The organism is Zhongshania aliphaticivorans, assembly GCF_902705855.1.
GTDB lineage: Bacteria > Pseudomonadota > Gammaproteobacteria > Pseudomonadales > Spongiibacteraceae > Spongiibacter > Spongiibacter aliphaticivorans_B.
Genome location: NZ_CACSIJ010000001.1, coordinates 608026 through 624824, shown reverse-complemented (window position 1 = coordinate 624824; position 16799 = coordinate 608026). Strand labels below are relative to the sequence as shown.

17 protein-coding genes are annotated in these 16799 nt (G+C 48.7%); all 17 read left to right on the top strand.

Annotation, left to right across the window (positions count from 1 at the left end; all coding sequences use genetic code 11):
* Positions 1-16: 16 nt before the first annotated feature.
* The 17 genes from GVJ32_RS02845 to fdx all read left to right on the top strand — a co-directional run bounded on the left by GVJ32_RS02845 (position 17) and on the right by fdx (position 16769).
* Positions 17-526, top strand: coding sequence for an OmpH family outer membrane protein (locus GVJ32_RS02845; protein WP_159238510.1), 510 nt, complete (start codon positions 17-19; stop codon positions 524-526).
* Positions 526-1569 (top strand): UDP-3-O-(3-hydroxymyristoyl)glucosamine N-acyltransferase, encoded by a 1044-nt coding sequence (gene lpxD, locus GVJ32_RS02840; protein ID WP_159238509.1) that lies wholly within the window; start codon positions 526-528, stop codon positions 1567-1569. The genes GVJ32_RS02845 and lpxD overlap by 1 nt, the downstream gene beginning before the upstream one ends.
* Before the next feature lie 6 nt (positions 1570-1575).
* Complete coding sequence (gene fabZ, locus GVJ32_RS02835) at positions 1576-2013, top strand: 3-hydroxyacyl-ACP dehydratase FabZ (RefSeq protein WP_159238631.1); 438 nt, start codon at positions 1576-1578, stop codon at positions 2011-2013.
* A 29-nt stretch (positions 2014-2042) separates the two neighbouring features.
* Positions 2043-2813: an acyl-ACP--UDP-N-acetylglucosamine O-acyltransferase gene (gene lpxA / locus GVJ32_RS02830; protein WP_159238630.1), complete on the top strand. Its 771-nt coding sequence runs from the start codon at positions 2043-2045 to the stop codon at positions 2811-2813.
* A 34-nt stretch (positions 2814-2847) separates the two neighbouring features.
* Positions 2848-3999: a lipid-A-disaccharide synthase gene (gene lpxB / locus GVJ32_RS02825; protein WP_159238508.1), complete on the top strand. Its 1152-nt coding sequence runs from the start codon at positions 2848-2850 to the stop codon at positions 3997-3999.
* A complete protein-coding gene (rnhB, locus tag GVJ32_RS02820; RefSeq protein ID WP_159238507.1) occupies positions 3992-4603 on the top strand; it encodes a ribonuclease HII in 612 nt (203 codons plus the stop codon). The genes lpxB and rnhB overlap by 8 nt, the downstream gene beginning before the upstream one ends.
* Positions 4600-8082: a DNA polymerase III subunit alpha gene (dnaE, locus tag GVJ32_RS02815; protein WP_200841308.1), complete on the top strand. Its 3483-nt coding sequence runs from the start codon at positions 4600-4602 to the stop codon at positions 8080-8082. The genes rnhB and dnaE overlap by 4 nt, the downstream gene beginning before the upstream one ends.
* 85 nt (positions 8083-8167) lie before the next feature.
* Positions 8168-9118 carry an acetyl-CoA carboxylase carboxyltransferase subunit alpha gene (locus tag GVJ32_RS02810; protein ID WP_159238506.1) on the top strand — a complete coding sequence of 317 codons (951 nt, stop codon included), beginning with the start codon at positions 8168-8170 and terminating at the stop codon, positions 9116-9118.
* Between the two features lie 51 nt (positions 9119-9169).
* On the top strand, positions 9170-10498 hold the full coding sequence (gene tilS, locus GVJ32_RS02805; protein WP_159238505.1) for a tRNA lysidine(34) synthetase TilS: 1329 nt from the start codon (positions 9170-9172) through the stop codon (positions 10496-10498).
* Positions 10499-10550: 52 nt separating this feature from the next.
* A complete protein-coding gene (trmJ, locus tag GVJ32_RS02800; RefSeq protein WP_159238504.1) occupies positions 10551-11363 on the top strand; it encodes a tRNA (cytosine(32)/uridine(32)-2'-O)-methyltransferase TrmJ in 813 nt (270 codons plus the stop codon).
* Positions 11364-11469: 106 nt separating this feature from the next.
* Positions 11470-11946, top strand: coding sequence for a Fe-S cluster assembly transcriptional regulator IscR (iscR, locus tag GVJ32_RS02795; protein ID WP_159238503.1), 477 nt, complete (start codon positions 11470-11472; stop codon positions 11944-11946).
* A gap of 40 nt (positions 11947-11986) precedes the next feature.
* On the top strand, positions 11987-13201 hold the full coding sequence (locus tag GVJ32_RS02790; RefSeq protein WP_159238502.1) for an IscS subfamily cysteine desulfurase: 1215 nt from the start codon (positions 11987-11989) through the stop codon (positions 13199-13201).
* Positions 13202-13227: 26 nt separating this feature from the next.
* The gene (iscU, locus tag GVJ32_RS02785; RefSeq protein ID WP_103685448.1) at positions 13228-13614 is read left to right on the top strand and encodes a Fe-S cluster assembly scaffold IscU; all 387 of its coding nucleotides are present in this window, start codon (positions 13228-13230) and stop codon (positions 13612-13614) included.
* Between the two features lie 21 nt (positions 13615-13635).
* The gene (gene iscA, locus GVJ32_RS02780; protein ID WP_159238501.1) at positions 13636-13959 is read left to right on the top strand and encodes an iron-sulfur cluster assembly protein IscA; all 324 of its coding nucleotides are present in this window, start codon (positions 13636-13638) and stop codon (positions 13957-13959) included.
* Between the two features lie 26 nt (positions 13960-13985).
* Positions 13986-14525: a Fe-S protein assembly co-chaperone HscB gene (hscB, locus tag GVJ32_RS02775; protein WP_159238500.1), complete on the top strand. Its 540-nt coding sequence runs from the start codon at positions 13986-13988 to the stop codon at positions 14523-14525.
* A 38-nt stretch (positions 14526-14563) separates the two neighbouring features.
* Complete coding sequence (gene hscA / locus GVJ32_RS02770) at positions 14564-16420, top strand: Fe-S protein assembly chaperone HscA (protein ID WP_159238499.1); 1857 nt, start codon at positions 14564-14566, stop codon at positions 16418-16420.
* 10 nt (positions 16421-16430) lie between these two features.
* The gene (fdx, locus tag GVJ32_RS02765; RefSeq protein WP_159238498.1) at positions 16431-16769 is read left to right on the top strand and encodes an ISC system 2Fe-2S type ferredoxin; all 339 of its coding nucleotides are present in this window, start codon (positions 16431-16433) and stop codon (positions 16767-16769) included.
* The last annotated feature ends 30 nt before the right edge of the window (positions 16770-16799 follow it).

The following is a 16799-nucleotide window of genomic DNA, read 5'->3' as shown; positions in this document are numbered from 1 at the left end:
TCAGCAGGAGTTGTATATGAAGTTTTCCAAGTTAGTCGCGGCAACAGTAATGGTGTTTTGGGCTTGCGGCGCTATGGCCGAAGGTCGTATAGCAGTGTTCGATGTAGAAGCCGCGGTGTTGAATACGGATGTAGCAAAAAAGCGTTTGACTACTATGCGTAATCAATCTGAGTACAAAAAGAATGTTGCTGAGCTTGAAACATTAAAGAAAAATTACGACAAGCAAGTTGAGCAGTTTCAGCGCGATTTTGACATTTTGAGTGCGGAGCAGCGCCAGGCAACGAAAAATAAAATTGATTCTGCTCGTGAAGACGGTGAGCATTTGGCACGTAAAATTGAAGCGGCTAATCAGCAAGAAGCACAATCAATCCTTCAAGAGCTTGGTCCAAAATTACAAAAGATTTTACCTGACCTAATTAAGGCAGAAAACATTGGTTTACTGTTGCCACGTAAACAGGTTCTTCACGCCGATGCCAATTTTGATATTACTGCAAAAGTGGCAGATAAGTTGAATCAAGCGAAGTAATGTCTGGGCAGAAAACTTTCAGCCTTGCTGAAGTTGCGGCCGCTCTAGGACTGGAGTTCAAAGGGCGGCCCGATACGTTTTTAGCTGGGATGGCTCCTCTCAGCTCAGCAGGGCCGGAGCATTTAAGTTTTTTGTCTACGGTAAAGCTCAAATCTACTCTCCAAAGTACTTTAGCTGGGGCAGTAATTCTTCACCATGACATGGCGGCGGATTATGGTGGGAACTGTTTATTAACAGATCAGCCGTATTTAATGTACGCCCGAGCTAGTGCTTTGTTTGACCCCTTTGTTAAACCTCGTGTGGGTGTGCACCCAAGTGCCGTTGTGGTGGCTGAAAATATTCATAGCTCTGTATCGATCGGTGCGAATTGTGTTATTGAGGAAGGTGTAGAAATAGCTGAGGGAACGGTTGTCGCACCTGGTGTCGTAATTGGCCGTGACAGTCGTATTGGTAAAGATTGTTATATCCACGCGAACGTAACGATTTACCACGGTGTGAGCATTGGGAACGAGTGTATCGTACATTCTGGTGTGGTAGTTGGTGGGGATGGCTTTGGGTTCGCGCAGGGGCCTAGCGGTTGGGAGAAAATTCACCAGCTAGGTGGTGTGCAAATTGGAAACAAGGTCGAGATCGGTGCCAATTCCTGTATTGATCGCGGGGCATTAAATAATACCGTCATTGGGAATGATGTGATTCTCGATGATCAAACGATGATCGCCCACAATGTCATTATAGGTGATGGCACCGCAATGGCGGGTTGTTGCCAAGTTGCTGGAAGTACGGTTATTGGTAAAAATTGTACTCTGGCGGGTAACGTCGGGGTGGTAGGGCATATTACAATCACCGACAATGTGCATATTACAGCGCGATGCTTGGTAAGTAAGTCAATTTTGCAGCCGGGATCATACTCTGGCACGTTTGGAGTCGCTGAATCTACTGAATGGCGAAAAAACGCTGCGCGATTTAGCAAGCTCGATGAGCTTTACCGACGTGTGGCATTCTTAGAAAAGCAATTAAAGATTAAAAATGAGGGTGAAGGCTGAGACATGCTGATGGACATAAATGAAATAAAGGAATACCTGCCGCAACGCTATCCATTTTTATTAGTTGATCGCGTATTAGAATTGACGCTCGGTGAATCGATTGTCGCGGTGAAAAATGTCACAGGAAATGAAAATCATTTTAATGGTCATTTCCCTGGCTTACCGATAATGCCAGGCGTGTTAATTATTGAGGCGATGGCGCAAGCGGCGGGTATTTTGGGTTTCAAAACCCTAGATAAAAAGCCCTCTGAAGGTTCGATTTATATGTTTGCAGGTGTCGATAGAGCCCGCTTTAAGCGTCAAGTTGTGCCCGGTGATCAGTTGATCTTAAAGGCGCAGTACGTGTCAGACAAAAAAGGTTTGTGGAAATTTGATTGCCAAGCCTTTGTTGAAGATAAGTTGGCATGCTCGGCAACAATTTTGTGTATTGATCGGCAGCGTTGATAGTGACAGATAATATTCATCCTTCGGCAATGATAGATCCGCGTGCGATTATAGATCCCAGCGCGGTAATTGGCGCTGATGTAAAAGTTGGTCCTTGGACTATGGTTGGCGCGAATGTCGAAATCGGAGACGGTTCTGATATTCGCTCCCATGTAGTGATAATGGGGCCAACAAAAATTGGTAAAAATAATCGTATTTATCAGTTTTCGACAGTTGGTGATGATACCCCTGATCTAAAATACAAGGGTGAACCGACAGAGCTCATTATTGGCGATGACAATGTTATTCGCGAAGGTGTAACAATACATCGCGGCACCGTTCAAGATCGTGGTAAAACAGTTATTGGTGATAAGAATTTATTGATGGCCTATGTTCATGTCGGTCATGACTCGGTCATTGGTAGCAATTGTATACTGGTGAATAACGCGTCGTTGGCTGGACATGTTATTGTCGGTGACTGGGCTATTTTGAGCGGTTTCACTTTGGTACATCAGTTTTGCCATATTGGTGCTCATAGTTTCGCTGGTTTTGGCTGCGGTATTAGTAAAGATGTTCCCGCTTATGTCACTGTGAGTGGTATGCCGGCTGAAGCAAAAACCATTAATGTTGAAGGTCTTAAACGCCGTGGTTTTAGTGCAGAAAGCATCGCCGCTATTCGCCGCGGCTATAAAATTATTTATCGTCAGAATAATACGGTAGAAGAGGCCTTGGTGGCTTTGGCGCCAATCGCGACTGAATTTCCTGCGGTACAGTTATTAGTGGATTCATTGACACAATCTCAACGCGGTATTGTGCGTTAATTCGCGCCTTTCGGCCGCGACAAATGGCAATTTTATGACTGCAATGCGAATCGGTATTATCGCCGGAGAAGCCTCCGGTGATATTTTGGGCGCTGATTTAATTCGCGCCATTAAGCAACGTTATCCTGATGCCGTATTCGAAGGTGTTGGTGGCCCCTTGATGATAGAGCAGGGCTGTCGAAGCCTATGTGATATGGACCGCTTATCGGTTATGGGGATTGTTGAACCCCTGAAGCGTCTGCCAGAGTTATTGCGTTTGCGACGCCTATTAAAATCCCATTTTTTAAGTTGGCAGCCCGCTATTGTTATCGGTATCGACTCGCCGGATTTCAATTTAAATATTGAGCTGTATTTGCGTGAGCGTGGAATTAAAACCCTTCATTATGTGAGCCCCTCCGTGTGGGCGTGGCGACAGGGACGAGTGAAAAAGATCGCAAAAGCGGTTGATCACATGCTGACTTTATTTCCCTTTGAAGAACATTTTTATCAAGAACACGGTGTTCCCGTTACCTGCGTCGGCCACCCCTTGGCCGATCAGATTTCACTGGTGGACCAACGTGCGACGGCTAGGGCAGAGCTTGATGTTGAGGACGGCCACCCGGTGTTGGCAATCTTGCCCGGTAGTCGGGGCGGCGAAGTTGCCCAACTTATTGAGCCTTTTTTAAATACCGCGCAGTGGTTGCGGCGTGCACAACCCAACATCGAATTTTTAATTCCTGCGGCTAATACTGAACGCAAGCAACAAATTTTGCAGGCTGTAGCGGCATTATCACGGGATTTGCCGGTAAGAGTGGTGCTCGGCAAGTCGCGCACTGTGATGGCGGCATCGGATGTTGTTTTAATGGCTTCCGGAACCACCAGTTTAGAAGCGCTGTTACTTCAGCGGCCGATGGTCGTTGCGTATCGCTTTGGTAAATGGTCGTACAAGTTATTTTCCCGTCTAGTGAAAACGCCGTTCTTCTCGTTACCTAATTTGTTGGCGCAACGGGCATTGGTGCCAGAGTTACTACAAGACGAAGTGTGTGCAGAGGTTATTGGGCCACTGTTATTAGAGCAGTTAAATAACGCTAATCACCGCGAAACCTTAATCGCCGAATTCCAGATTATTCATCGTCAGCTCGCCCGTGGAGCTAGCGAACGAGCTGCCGACGTTGTATTACAGTGTGCCGGAGTGCCGAATGTCTAAGATCGACGACCTATTTGCCGAGTTTGATGTTCCCGTTTTAACGGCCGGTGTTGATGAGGTGGGGCGTGGCCCCCTATGTGGGGATGTGGTAACAGCGGCGGTTATTCTTGATCCGGATAAGCCCATTGTTGGTTTAAACGATTCTAAAAAGCTGAGCGAAAAGCGCCGCGAAGCACTGTATATTGAAATTAAAGAAAAGGCCTTGAGTTTTTGTATTGCAAGAGCATCGGTTGAAGAAATTGACGAAATAAATATCTTACAGGCAAGTTTGTTAGCGATGCATCGTGCTGTGGCTGGCTTAGGGGTGCAGCCTGAGTTTGTGTTGGTGGACGGTAATAAAGTGCCGAACTGGCCTTATCGTGCGCAAGCTGTCGTTAAAGGCGATAGCCGAGTGCCGGCGATCGCTGCGGCATCGATTTTAGCCAAGGTTACTCGTGATCGTGAAATGGCCGAAATGGACGCGACCTATCCCGGCTACGGTATGGCCGGTCATAAAGGTTACCCAACCAAGGTGCATCTAGAGGCTTTAAAGGTGCTGGGTGTTACGCCAATTCATCGGCGTAGTTATGCTCCCGTTCGGGCGATTCTAGAGGCGGAGCAATGATTTCAGATCAATTTGTTCATTTGCGTGTGCACTCCGAGTATTCGATTGTCGATGGCTTGGTGCGTGTAAAGGCATTAGCAAAGCGCGTTGCCGGCCTGAATATGCCAGCGGTAGCACTAACGGATCTTAATAATTTTTACGCCTTAATTAAATTTCAAAAAGCGGCAACGGGCGCCGGCATTAAGCCGATTTTTGGTAGTGATTTATTGGTTCGCGATGACGACGATCCTGATCAAACCAGTGTTCTATGTTTGTTGGCGCAAAACCAAACTGGTTATCGCAATCTTACCGAGTTGATGTCCCGCGCCTATTTGGAAGGTCAGTATTTGGGCCGAGCCTATGTTAAACGCAGCTGGGTGGAAGAGGCCAGCGAGGGGCTTATTGCGCTGTCTGGTGGGCGTGAAGGTGACGTGGGTCAATTGCTTTTGGGTGGTAAAGCCGATGTCGCTGCGACAAGTCTCGCCCGTTGGCTTAGTGTTTTTCCTGATCGATTTTATATTGAGTTGCAACGTACCGGTCGCCAATACGAAGATGAATACTTGCATGCTGCTGTTGCATTAGCGGAGCAAGCGGATTGCCCGGTTGTGGCAACTAATGATGTCCGGTTTTTAGATTCTGATGAGTTTGATGCCCACGAAGCGCGGGTTTGTATTCGCGACGGTCGCGTGCTCGATGATCCGCGGCGGCCGCGAAATTATAGCGAGCAACAGTATCTGCGCAGCGCAGAAGAAATGCAGGCGCTGTTTGCCGATATTCCTGAAGCGTTACAGAATAGTGTTGAAATCGCCAAGCGTTGTAATTTAACGATACAGCTCGGCACCTATTATCTTCCCGAATATCCAATTCCAGAGGGTTTAACCCAAGAGAACTTTTTTCGTGAGCTCTGCCACACAGGCTTGGATGAACGTTTAGATTTTCTTTTTGATAGTAATGCGCCGGAATTTGCAGATCACCAAAAAGAATATCGAGACCGCTTAGATTTTGAGCTAAACGTTATTTTGCAAATGGGGTTTCCCGGTTACTTCTTGATCGTGATGGACTTCATTCAGTGGGCCAAAGATCATGATATTCCCGTTGGTCCCGGGCGGGGTTCGGGTGCGGGATCGCTAGTTGCCTACGCGTTAAAAATTACCGATCTTGATCCTATTCAATACGACTTGCTGTTCGAGCGATTTTTGAACCCAGAGCGGGTGTCGATGCCCGATTTCGATGTCGACTTTTGTATGGATGGTCGTGACCGCGTTATTAACTACGTCGCCGACAATTACGGTCGCGACGCGGTGAGCCAAATTATTACCTTTGGCACCATGGCGGCTAAAGCGGTGGTTCGGGATGTTGCCCGCGTACAGGGCAAGGCCTACGGTCTTGCCGATAAACTTTCAAAAATGATTCCCTTTGAAGTGGGGATGACGCTAGCCAAGGCCCATGAGCAAGAAGAAGTGCTGCGTGAATTTTTGGTGAATGACGAAGCTGCCCAAGAAATTTGGGACATGGCCGTACAGTTAGAAGGCGTGGTGCGCGGTGTAGGTAAGCACGCGGGGGGTGTGGTTATCGCGCCTTCAAAATTAACAGATTTTGCGCCGCTTTATTGTGATGACACTGGCGGTGGACTGGTAACCCAGTTTGATAAGAGTGATGTCGAAGACGCGGGCCTTGTTAAATTCGACTTTTTGGGGCTGCGCACCTTAACGATCATTGATTGGGCGCTTAAAATTGTCAATGCACAGCGCGCCAAAATAGGCGAAGACCCCCTAGATATCATGGCTATTCCTCTGCAGGATCGGCCGACCTTTGATTTACTTCAACGAGCTGAGACAACGGCGGTGTTCCAGTTGGAATCCCGCGGCATGAAGGACCTTATCAAGCGCCTTGAGCCGGACTGTTTTGAAGATATTATTGCTTTGGTGGCCTTGTTTCGACCCGGCCCGCTGCAGTCGGGCATGGTTGATGATTTTATTAACCGTAAACATGGTCGCGCAGAGCTGGCCTATCCGCATCCTCAGTATCAAGCCGATTGCTTAAAGCCTGTTCTAAGGCCGACCTACGGTATTATTTTGTACCAAGAACAGGTAATGCAGATCGCGCAGGAAATGGGCGGTTACACTCTTGGCGGCGCTGATTTATTACGTCGCGCCATGGGTAAGAAAAAGCCCGAAGAAATGGAGAAGCAGCGGGTCTTATTTCAAGCCGGTGCGGTAGAAAAGGGTTTTACCGAAGTTCTCGCCTCCAATATTTTTGACTTGATGGAAAAATTTGCGGGTTACGGGTTTAACAAATCTCACTCAGCGGCTTACGCATTAGTTTCCTACCAAACAGCTTGGCTAAAAACCCATTATCCGGCGCCTTTTATGGCGGCGGTAATGAGTTCGGAATTGGATAATACCGACAAAATCGTTATCTTCATTGAAGAATGTCGGGACATGAAGCTGGACTATAAATTGCCTTCGGTAAACGAAGGGGAGTATATGTTCACTGTAAATGATCGCGGTCAGATCGTTTACGGCTTGGGCGCCATAAAAGGGTTGGGCGAAGGCCCTGTAGAGAATATTATTGCTGCGCGTAACGCGGGTGGCCCATTTGTAAACTTATTTGAATTTTGCGAACGTACCGACCCGCGAAAAGTGAATAAGCGCGCGATAGAGGCGCTCATTCGCTCTGGCGCCTTCGATGACTTAGGTGAAGATCGCGCTATTTTAATGGCGGCAATGCCGGAGGCGGTAAAGGCGGCGGAGCAATCGGCCAAGAATACTGAAAGCGGAATGACAGACTTGTTCGGTGAGACCTTGGCGGTTGTCAGTCGCGATGTGTACGCGCCGTTTCAAAATGTACGCCGCTGGACGAGTAAGGAGCGCTTGCTTGGCGAGAAGGAAACCTTAGGCTTATATGTTACTGGACATCCCATCGATGATTACGAAGCGGAACTGCGCCGCTTTGTGCCTAAAAAGATTGTTGATCTGAACCCAGAAAAACACCCGCAAACCATTGCTGGTCTAGTAATGAGTATGCGCACTATGAAGAATAAGCGCGGCGATACTATGGCCTTTGTGTTGCTGGACGACCGCAGTGCTCGCATTGAAGTTGCCTTGTTTAGTGATGCCTATGACGAGTGCCGCGAGAAGCTGATTAAAGATACTGTGATTGTTGTTGAAGGCATTTGCAGCAATGATGAGTATAGCGGCGGCAAAAAAATGCGGGTTAAATCGGTGCGAAGTATTGCTGAGGCGCGGGACCAGAGTGCAAAAGAATTACAGATTACAGTGACGGCTAACATCCTCGAAAATGATGGCTTAGATCGTCTGAAAGGCGCACTACACGTGGCTAAAGGTGGGCGTTGTCCGGTGGTGATTGACTACCAGAGGCCCGAAGGTAAAGGCAGAATCCGTTTGGGTGAAAATTGGCGAATCCTGCCAAACGATGAGGTATTACTGCGATTGCGTGACGAGTGTGGCGCAAATAACGTGGTGATCAATTACGATTAACGTATAATCAACATCATGAATGGGCCCATTTATTTGCGTAAAAAGTGGGTGTTTCCGGAATTTAACGAGCGAATAATACAGAGCAATGAATCCGAATTATCTTGATTTTGAACAACCTATTGCCGAGCTGGAAGCCAAAATCGAAGAGCTGCAGCTAGTCGGGAGTGACAACGACCTCAATATAAATGAGGAAATCACCAAGCTGCGCGAGAAAAGCAGCAAGCTGACAGAGAAGATATTTTCTAATTTAACGCCATGGAATGTCGTGAAAATAGCTCGGCATCCAATGCGGCCTTATACATTGGATTATATTCGCCGTATTTTCACTGACTTTGATGAATTACACGGTGACCGTCATTTTGGTGATGATGCAGCGATTGTGGCGGGTATCGGAAAACTAAATGGCATGCCAGTAATGGTTATTGGCCAAGAGAAAGGCCGTGGTGTTACTGAAAAGGTAAAGCGTAATTTTGGTATGCCCAAACCTGAAGGCTATCGTAAAGCACTGCGTTTGATGGAAATGGCAGAGCGCTACAATCTGCCAATCGTTACCTTGATCGATACCCCTGGTGCTTATCCAGGGATTGATAGTGAGGAGCGCGGTATCAGTGAGGCCATAGCACAAAATCTTGCGGTTATGTCACGCTTAAAAACCCCCATTGTCTGTGTTGTGATTGGCGAGGGTAGCTCTGGTGGCGCGTTGGGTATTGGTGTTGGTGACCATATTGCGATGCTGCAATACTCGACTTACTTTGTTATTTCTCCTGAAGGCTGCGCCAATATTATTTGGAAAAGCTCCGAGTTCGCACCAGACGCAGCTGAGGCGATGGGCTTGACCTCAACAGTGCTAGAAGAGTTAGGGATAGTCGATGCGACTATTCCGGAGCCGCAAGGCGGCGCTCATCGCGATATCGACTTAAGCGCGGCACGGGTTCGTGATCATATTGCAGCGCAAATTACACGCTTGCAGGGCTTGTCGGAGCAGGAGCTGCTTGACACACGCTACGACCGTTTAATGTCTTACGGTGTTAGTTAGCCCTGTTGGTTTAAGTCCCGCCATTTAGCTATTTGGGGCGCGGAGCTTTCTATGACCGAACTGCTGTCCCATATTTCAGACGCGCTGGCCCCTTACTTAGGGCGCCGGCGCTGGTATGTCGCCTATAGCGGCGGCCTTGATTCTCACGTTTTACTTCATCTTGTTTGGCGTATGCGTCAGTGTGCTTTTGATGCTGGCGAGCCATTCCCCGACTTGTGTGCCCTTCATGTAAACCATCAGTTACAAGCCGACTCGGATGCTTGGGCAGTTCGGTGTCAGGCCGTCTGCAGTGATTATGAAATACCCATTCAACGTTATGCGGTGAGCGTGCAAGGCAGTCGGCAGGGGGTTGAAAGTCTCGCTAGGAACGCGAGGTATGAGGTATTTGAAACAGTTGTTGATCAGGATAGTGTGATGTTGCTGGCGCACCATCAAGATGATCAGGCTGAAACATTTTTCCTGCGCTTGATGCGTGGGGCGGGGGTTGCTGGCTTAGCTGCCATGCCGGTGAAGCGTGCATTGGGGCGGGGTGAATTATTCCGGCCAATGCTGAGTCAAACTCGCGTGCAGCTTGAGGCTTACGCTGCGGAGCATGATCTTGAGTGGATAGAAGACCCTAGTAATCGCAATTCTCGGTATAGCCGCAATTTTCTTCGTCACCAAGTGATGCCGATGTTGGCGGAAAAGTGGCCAAATTATCGAAATAGTATTGCCGGCGCAGCTGAGCTACAGGCTGAGGCCGCGAGCTTGCTTGATTCATACCTCAGTGCTGAGATCAGAAATATGACTGACGATGACGGCACTCTTGATCTCAATGCCTTGATGGGCTTGGAGCCTGTTCGCCAGCGCGCGGTGTTTCGTCATTATATATTTACACGGTTTGGACGGCGCTTAGATAAGGCGCAAACCCGGGAGCTTGTTGAGCAATTCTTGTCTTCTAATAGTGATCGTCAGCCGATGTTTTCTTTGGGTGGGGGTGTAACTTTACGAGAATTTAGGGGCCGTTTATACGCTGACGAAAGTCTTGTGCAGAGCGAATTTGATTCTCAATTGGTCCTATATTGGGACGGTCAACGAGAATGCGCTGTCGATGGCGTTGGGCGGCTTAGTGTGCAGGCTGGTGGTAGCTTTGCTCCGCGTGGAAAAATGTCTGTGCGCTTTCGACGCGGGGGGGAACGGTGTCGGCTGGCAGGGCATGCGCACAGCAAATCGCTAAAAAAATTGTTGCAGGAGTGGGGGGTGCCGCAGTGGAAGCGTGATCGTCTCCCATTGGTTTATTGTGACGAAGAGATCGCTGCGATTGCAGATATTGCCATTTGTGAAGGATTTCAAGTGCCAGAGGAAAGCGGTTTGCAATTGCGGTGGGTTTGGAGCCGCTGACCTAGCCCAAGGCTTCTGTTAGAATGCGCGGCTCCTAAAAAGAGCCGTGACTATGAGTTCGCAGAATTTGAACCCGCAAGATACTCCCGCTAATCCCTTAGGCAATGTTCGTATTGTGTTGGTAAATACTTCGCACCCCGGAAATATCGGTGCGGTGGCGCGGGCCATGAAGAATATGTGTCTGTCGCAGTTGTATTTGGTGGAGCCTAAAAAATATCCCCATGACGAAGCCACATGGCGCGCCGCGAGTGCTGGCGACGTTTTAGATTCGGCTATTGTATGTGGAACACTCGCTGATGCCATAGCGGGGTGCCAATTGGTAATTGGTACAAGTGCCCGTGAGCGGACGGTACCGTGGCCTTTACTAGATCCACGTCATTGCATGGAGCGAGCGTACAAAGAAGCTGAAGCAAATCACACAGTGGCTTTGGTGTTTGGCCGCGAGGATCGCGGCTTAACCAATGAAGAGTTGCAGCGCTGTAATTTGCACGTGCATATTCCGGCTAATCCTGACTACAGCTCTTTGAATATTGCGATGGCGGTACAGGTATTAAGTTACGAGCTGCGAATGGCTCACTTGAGCGATGAACTGAGCAGTAATGACATGGCAGATTGGGATGTGCCAGTCGCGGGCGCCGACGATCTAGAGCGTTATTTGGTACACCTTGAAGAAACCTTACGAGACATTAATTTTTTGCGGCCAGAGGCGCCGAAAAAGCTGATGACTCGCTTACGTCGCCTTTACCAGCGGACACGCTTGGACGAAATGGAGGTGAATATTTTGCGTGGAATTCTTACCTCTACCCAGTATTGGGTGCGTAAAGCTAAGTTGAAGGATGGCGATAGTGGCGGCGAGTCTCTATAATTCGTCGCCGCTGCTAGCTTAAATCCTACTAAAAGCGTCGGGTATAAAGTTGACTGTTTTGCTAGGTTATTGCATAATTGAACCGTAGAAAAACGTAGGTGAGCTTATGCGACTAACGACAAAAGGCCGTTACGCAGTGACAGCCATGTTGGATTTGGCGCTGTACGGCGACCGTGGGCCCATCAGTTTAGCCGATGTGTCTGGGCGGCAAGATATTTCGCTGTCTTATTTAGAGCAGCTGTTTGCTAAGCTACGGCGCAAAGATTTGGTGTGCAGTATTCGTGGTCCAGGTGGTGGTTATCGTCTTAGTAGGCCGGTCGAAACTATTTTTGTGGCAGAAATTATTGACGCAGTTGATGAGCGGGTAGATGCCACCGGCTGCGCAGGTAAAAGCGACTGTCAGGACGGCCAAACCTGTCTGACTCATAATTTATGGTCTGATCTGAGTGATCAGATTCACCATTTTTTAAGTGATATCAGTTTGGCTAGCTTGGTTGAACGGCGCGATGTTCAGAATGTATCTGCGCGTCAGTTACAGCGGGCGCGCAATACGCAGTCGATTATTTTGACTGCGGTAGATTAGTGTATTTCTCAGCTGCGGCTGGGAACTTGGAGATCAGTTTATGCAATTGCCAATTTATTTGGATTACTCCGCAACGACGCCGGTTGATCCGCGTGTTGCAGAGAAAATGATGGCCTGTCTGACCACCGAAGGTGTGTTTGGTAATCCGGCATCGCGCTCTCATTTGTTTGGTTGGAAAGCTGAAGAGGCGGTAGAAAATGCCCGTCGTCAAGTCGCTGACTTACTGAACGCTGATCCTCGCGAAATTGTGTGGACGTCTGGTGCTACAGAGTCGAACAACCTTGCTATCAAGGGTGCTGCGCACTTTTATAGTAAAAAAGGTAAGCACGTTATTACCTCGAAGATTGAACATAAAGCGGTGTTAGATACCTGTCGTCAGCTTGAGCGCGAAGGCTTTGAAGTAACGTATCTTGATCCGACCGAGAAGGGGCTTATTACTCCTGAAGCGATAGCCACTGCTCTGCGTGAAGACACTGTTGTAGTGAGCATCATGCACGCCAATAACGAGATCGGTACCATTAACGATATCGCCGGTATTGGGGAAGTGTGTCGTGCTAACGGCGTTGTTTTTCATGTTGATGCTGCGCAAACTGCCGGTAAAGTAACGATAGACATGGAGGCAATGAAAGTTGACTTGCTATCTATGTCAGCGCACAAAATGTATGGCCCAAAAGGGGTTGGTGCTTTATATGTGCGCCGTAAACCGCGTATCCGCTTAGAGGCGCAAATGCACGGTGGTGGTCATGAGCGCGGTATGCGCTCAGGTACATTACCAACTCACCAGATTGTGGGCATGGGGGCGGCTTGTGAAATTGCGCGTGAAGAAATGGCAAAGGATGCAGCGCATTCATTGGCTTTGCGCAATCAGTTTTGGGATGGTTTAAAAGACATCGAACAGGTTCACGTGAATGGCGATTTTGAACAGCGTTTGCCAGGCAACCTAAATGTAAGTTTGGCCTATGTTGAAGGCGAATCGTTGATTATGTCTTTAAAGGATTTGGCTGTGTCGTCTGGCTCTGCTTGTACGTCGGCCAGCTTAGAGCCGTCTTACGTACTGCGTGCCCTTGGTCTTAATGATGAGTTAGCACATAGCTCGCTGCGTTTTTCTTTTGGGCGCTTTACAACCCCTGAAGAAGTGGATTATGCGATTAAGCAAGTTCGTGGCGCAGTGGATAAATTACGAGAATTGTCACCGTTGTGGGATATGTACAAAGACGGTGTAGATTTAGACAGTATTGAATGGGCTGCTCATTAAGTAGCTCAGCGCGAGAGGACGATATCATGGCATATAGCGAAAAAGTACTTGATCACTACGAGAATCCGCGCAACGTCGGTAAGTTTGACGACAGCGCAGATGAAATCGGCACGGGTATGGTTGGTGCGCCGGCTTGCGGCGACGTCATGCGCCTACAAATCAAGGTGAATGAACAGGGCATTATTGAAGATGCCAAGTTCAAAACCTATGGCTGCGGTTCTGCTATTGCCTCTAGCTCGCTATTAACTGAGTGGGTTAAAGGCAAGACGCTGGAAGAAGCTGAGCACATTAAAAACACCGAGATTGCGCAAGAATTGGCTCTGCCACCAGTGAAAATTCACTGCTCTGTATTGGCTGAAGACGCGATCAAAGCGGCGGTATCCGATTACCGCAAGAAAAAAGCTGCGTCCTGAATCGCAGCGGGAGAGGAATAGATGCCAATTTCAGTTAGCAGTGCAGCGGCAGGCCATATTAAGCGGCAGATGGAAGGTCGTGGTCGTGGCTTGGGCATTCGTATTGGGGTGCGTACATCAGGCTGTTCCGGAATGGCTTATGTGCTGGAGTTTGTCGACGAGCCGCAAGCTGAAGATCAGGTTTTTGAGCGTGATGGCGCATCGGTCTATATCGATCCTAAGAGCATGGTGTACCTAGACGGTACTGAGCTAGACTTCGTTAAAGAAGGTTTAAACGAAGGTCTAAAATTCAATAATCCCAATGTGTCGGCTGAATGTGGCTGCGGTGAGAGTTTTACCGTCTAGCGGCCCTGCCGGCCGGCCAGAATGCTATGTCAGAATTTAATCCTCGGGAAAACTACTTCGCTCTGCTGGCTGTACCGCAGAGCTATGAAGTAAGCCAATCTGATTTAACCCGCCGTTACCGAGAGCTGCAACAAGGCGCTCATCCAGATCGTTTTGCTGGTGGCAGCGAGCGTGAGCGTTTAAATGCAGTTCAATATTCGTCGCAAATCAACGAAGCCTATGAAACTCTTGTTTCACCGACGCGTCGCGCGGCGTATTTATTGAAATTAGCTGGCGTAGACAGCGACATGTCGTCTACGACATTCCAAGATCCTGAGTTTTTGATGCAGCAGATGCAGCTTCGTGAGGAGCTTTCTGAGTTGCAGGATGCTAGCGATCCTGAGTCGGCATTAGATAGCTTTTATCAGGATCTAAATGCAGCAGCGAATCAGCAGAAATCGATATTTTCCAATGCCTACGCGCAGCAACAATTTGACGAGGCATTGGCGAGTTACGCTAAGTTGCAGTTTTTGGAAAAACTGCGTAGCGAAGCTGAATTAAAAGAAAGTGAATTACTCGATTATTAAAAAGACGATTGCTATCGTCGGGAGCCCGAACACCGCTTATGTTGATGCAAATTTCAGAGCCAGGACAAACCCCCGAGCCGCACCAGCGCAAACTGGCGGTAGGAATTGACCTGGGCACCACCAACTCACTGGTTGCAACTGTCCGTAACGGCAGTGCGCAAACTTTGGCGGATATTGACGGTAATCATCTTTTACCGTCGGTGGTGTATTACGGTGAAAATGCGCGTATTGACGTCGGCGAGCAGGCCTTGACGCAGGCAAGTGGCGATCCTCGTAATACCCTGCTATCCGTTAAGCGTTTGATGGGGCGATCCTATACTGACGTTGCTGGGGAAGAAAGTGTCATCAAATCGCCTTATGAACTGCTTGATTTAGGGCAGGATATGGTCAAAGTTCGTACCCGAGCGGGCGATCTTTCTCCGGTGCAGGTGTCGTCTGAGATATTAAAATCTCTTGGCCAGCGCGCAGAGGAAAGCCTCGGTGGTGAATTGACCGGTGTGGTGATTACTGTTCCGGCTTACTTTGATGATGCTCAGCGGCAGGCGACAAAAGACGCTGCGAAAATTGCGGGTTTAAATGTGCTGCGTTTGTTAAATGAGCCTACTGCCGCAGCCGTTGCCTACGGACTTGATCAGCAGGATGAGGTCGCGATTGCAGTTTTTGACTTGGGCGGCGGTACGTTTGATGTTTCTGTACTTCAGCTTACCAAGGGTGTGTTCGAGGTGCTTTCTACCGGTGGTGATTCTGCCTTAGGTGGTGATGATTTTGATCATGCTCTCGCGCAGTGGTTCGTCGCAGAAAACAAGATTGTCAGCTTGGATATGTTTCAGCAGCGCAACTTGCTAACAGCGGCTCGTCAGGCTAAGGAGGCGCTGTCGAGTGAGGCTGAGGTCCAGATTGGTTTAGGTGATGTGAGCTTAACCCTGAGTAGGCACCAGTTTAATGACTTAGTGGATCCCTTGATTGATAAGGCAATTAGAGCCTGTAAACGGGCTTTGCGCGACGCAAAATTACGTAATGATGATATTCATAATGTCGTTATGGTTGGCGGTTCAACCCGAGTGCCTCGTGTTCGTGAGCGGGTGGCAGAGTGGTTTGGTCGTGAACCTTTGGTGGATTTAGACCCTGATAAAGTTGTTGCACTAGGTGCGGCCCTGCAGGCAGATCAGTTAGTGGGAAATCGCAGCGGCGACGAAATGCTGTTGTTGGATGTGATCCCCTTGTCGCTGGGCCTTGAAACCATGGGCGGTTTGACGGAAAAGGTTATACATCGCAACACCACTATTCCTGTGGCAATGGCGCAGGAATTTACTACCTTTAAAGACGGTCAAACTGGCATGACGATACATGTTGTGCAGGGCGAGCGTGAGTTAGTTGAAGATTGCCGTTCCTTGGCGCGTTTTGAGTTACAAGGTATTCCGCCAATGGTTGCGGGAGCTGCACGGATTAAAGTGACATTTCAAGTCGATGCCGATGGTCTTTTACGGGTTAGGGCCCGTGAAGAGAGTACTGGATCAGAGAGTCGTATTGAGGTTAAACCAGCCTACGGCCTGAGCGATACCGATATCGCCGATATGCTTCAACAGTCATGGGCCTCAGCGCTTGATGATAAAGAGGCGAGAGCTCTGCGTGAACAACAAGTAGAGGCTGAAGCCTTGCTGCAGGCCTTGTCGGCGGCGATGCTTAAAGATGGTGAAGCAATGCTCAGCGAAAGTGAACAGGCTGAATTGCTGGCGAAAATGGAGGCCCTTCATCATGAGCGGGAGCAGGGCACCGCGGCAAGCATTGCTAGACATATAGAAATCGTGGGTAAAGGCAGTGAAGTCTTTGCCGAGCGTCGGATGGACGCCAGTATTAATCAAGCACTCGCCGGCCGGCGAGTTGATGAAATTTAAGGAAGCCGGAATGCCACGCATTGTAGTATTACCCCATGAAGCGCTTTGCCCAGAGGGCGAGGTGTTAGACGCAGCGTCAGGTGAAACGGTATGTGATGTCATGCTGGCAAATGGCATTGACATAGAGCATGCCTGCGAGAAATCCTGTGCCTGCACCACCTGTCATATCATCGTTCGCGAAGGCTTCTTGTCTTTGGAAGAGGCCGATGAGTTAGAAGAAGATATGCTGGATAAGGCGTGGGGACTTGAGCCCGATTCGCGTTTGAGCTGCCAAGCCGTTGTTGGTGATGCGGACTTGGTTGTGGAAGTGCCACGTTACACTATTAATATGGTATCTGAGCGTCATTAATCGCTAGGTTTTGAACGAATAAGGTGTTTT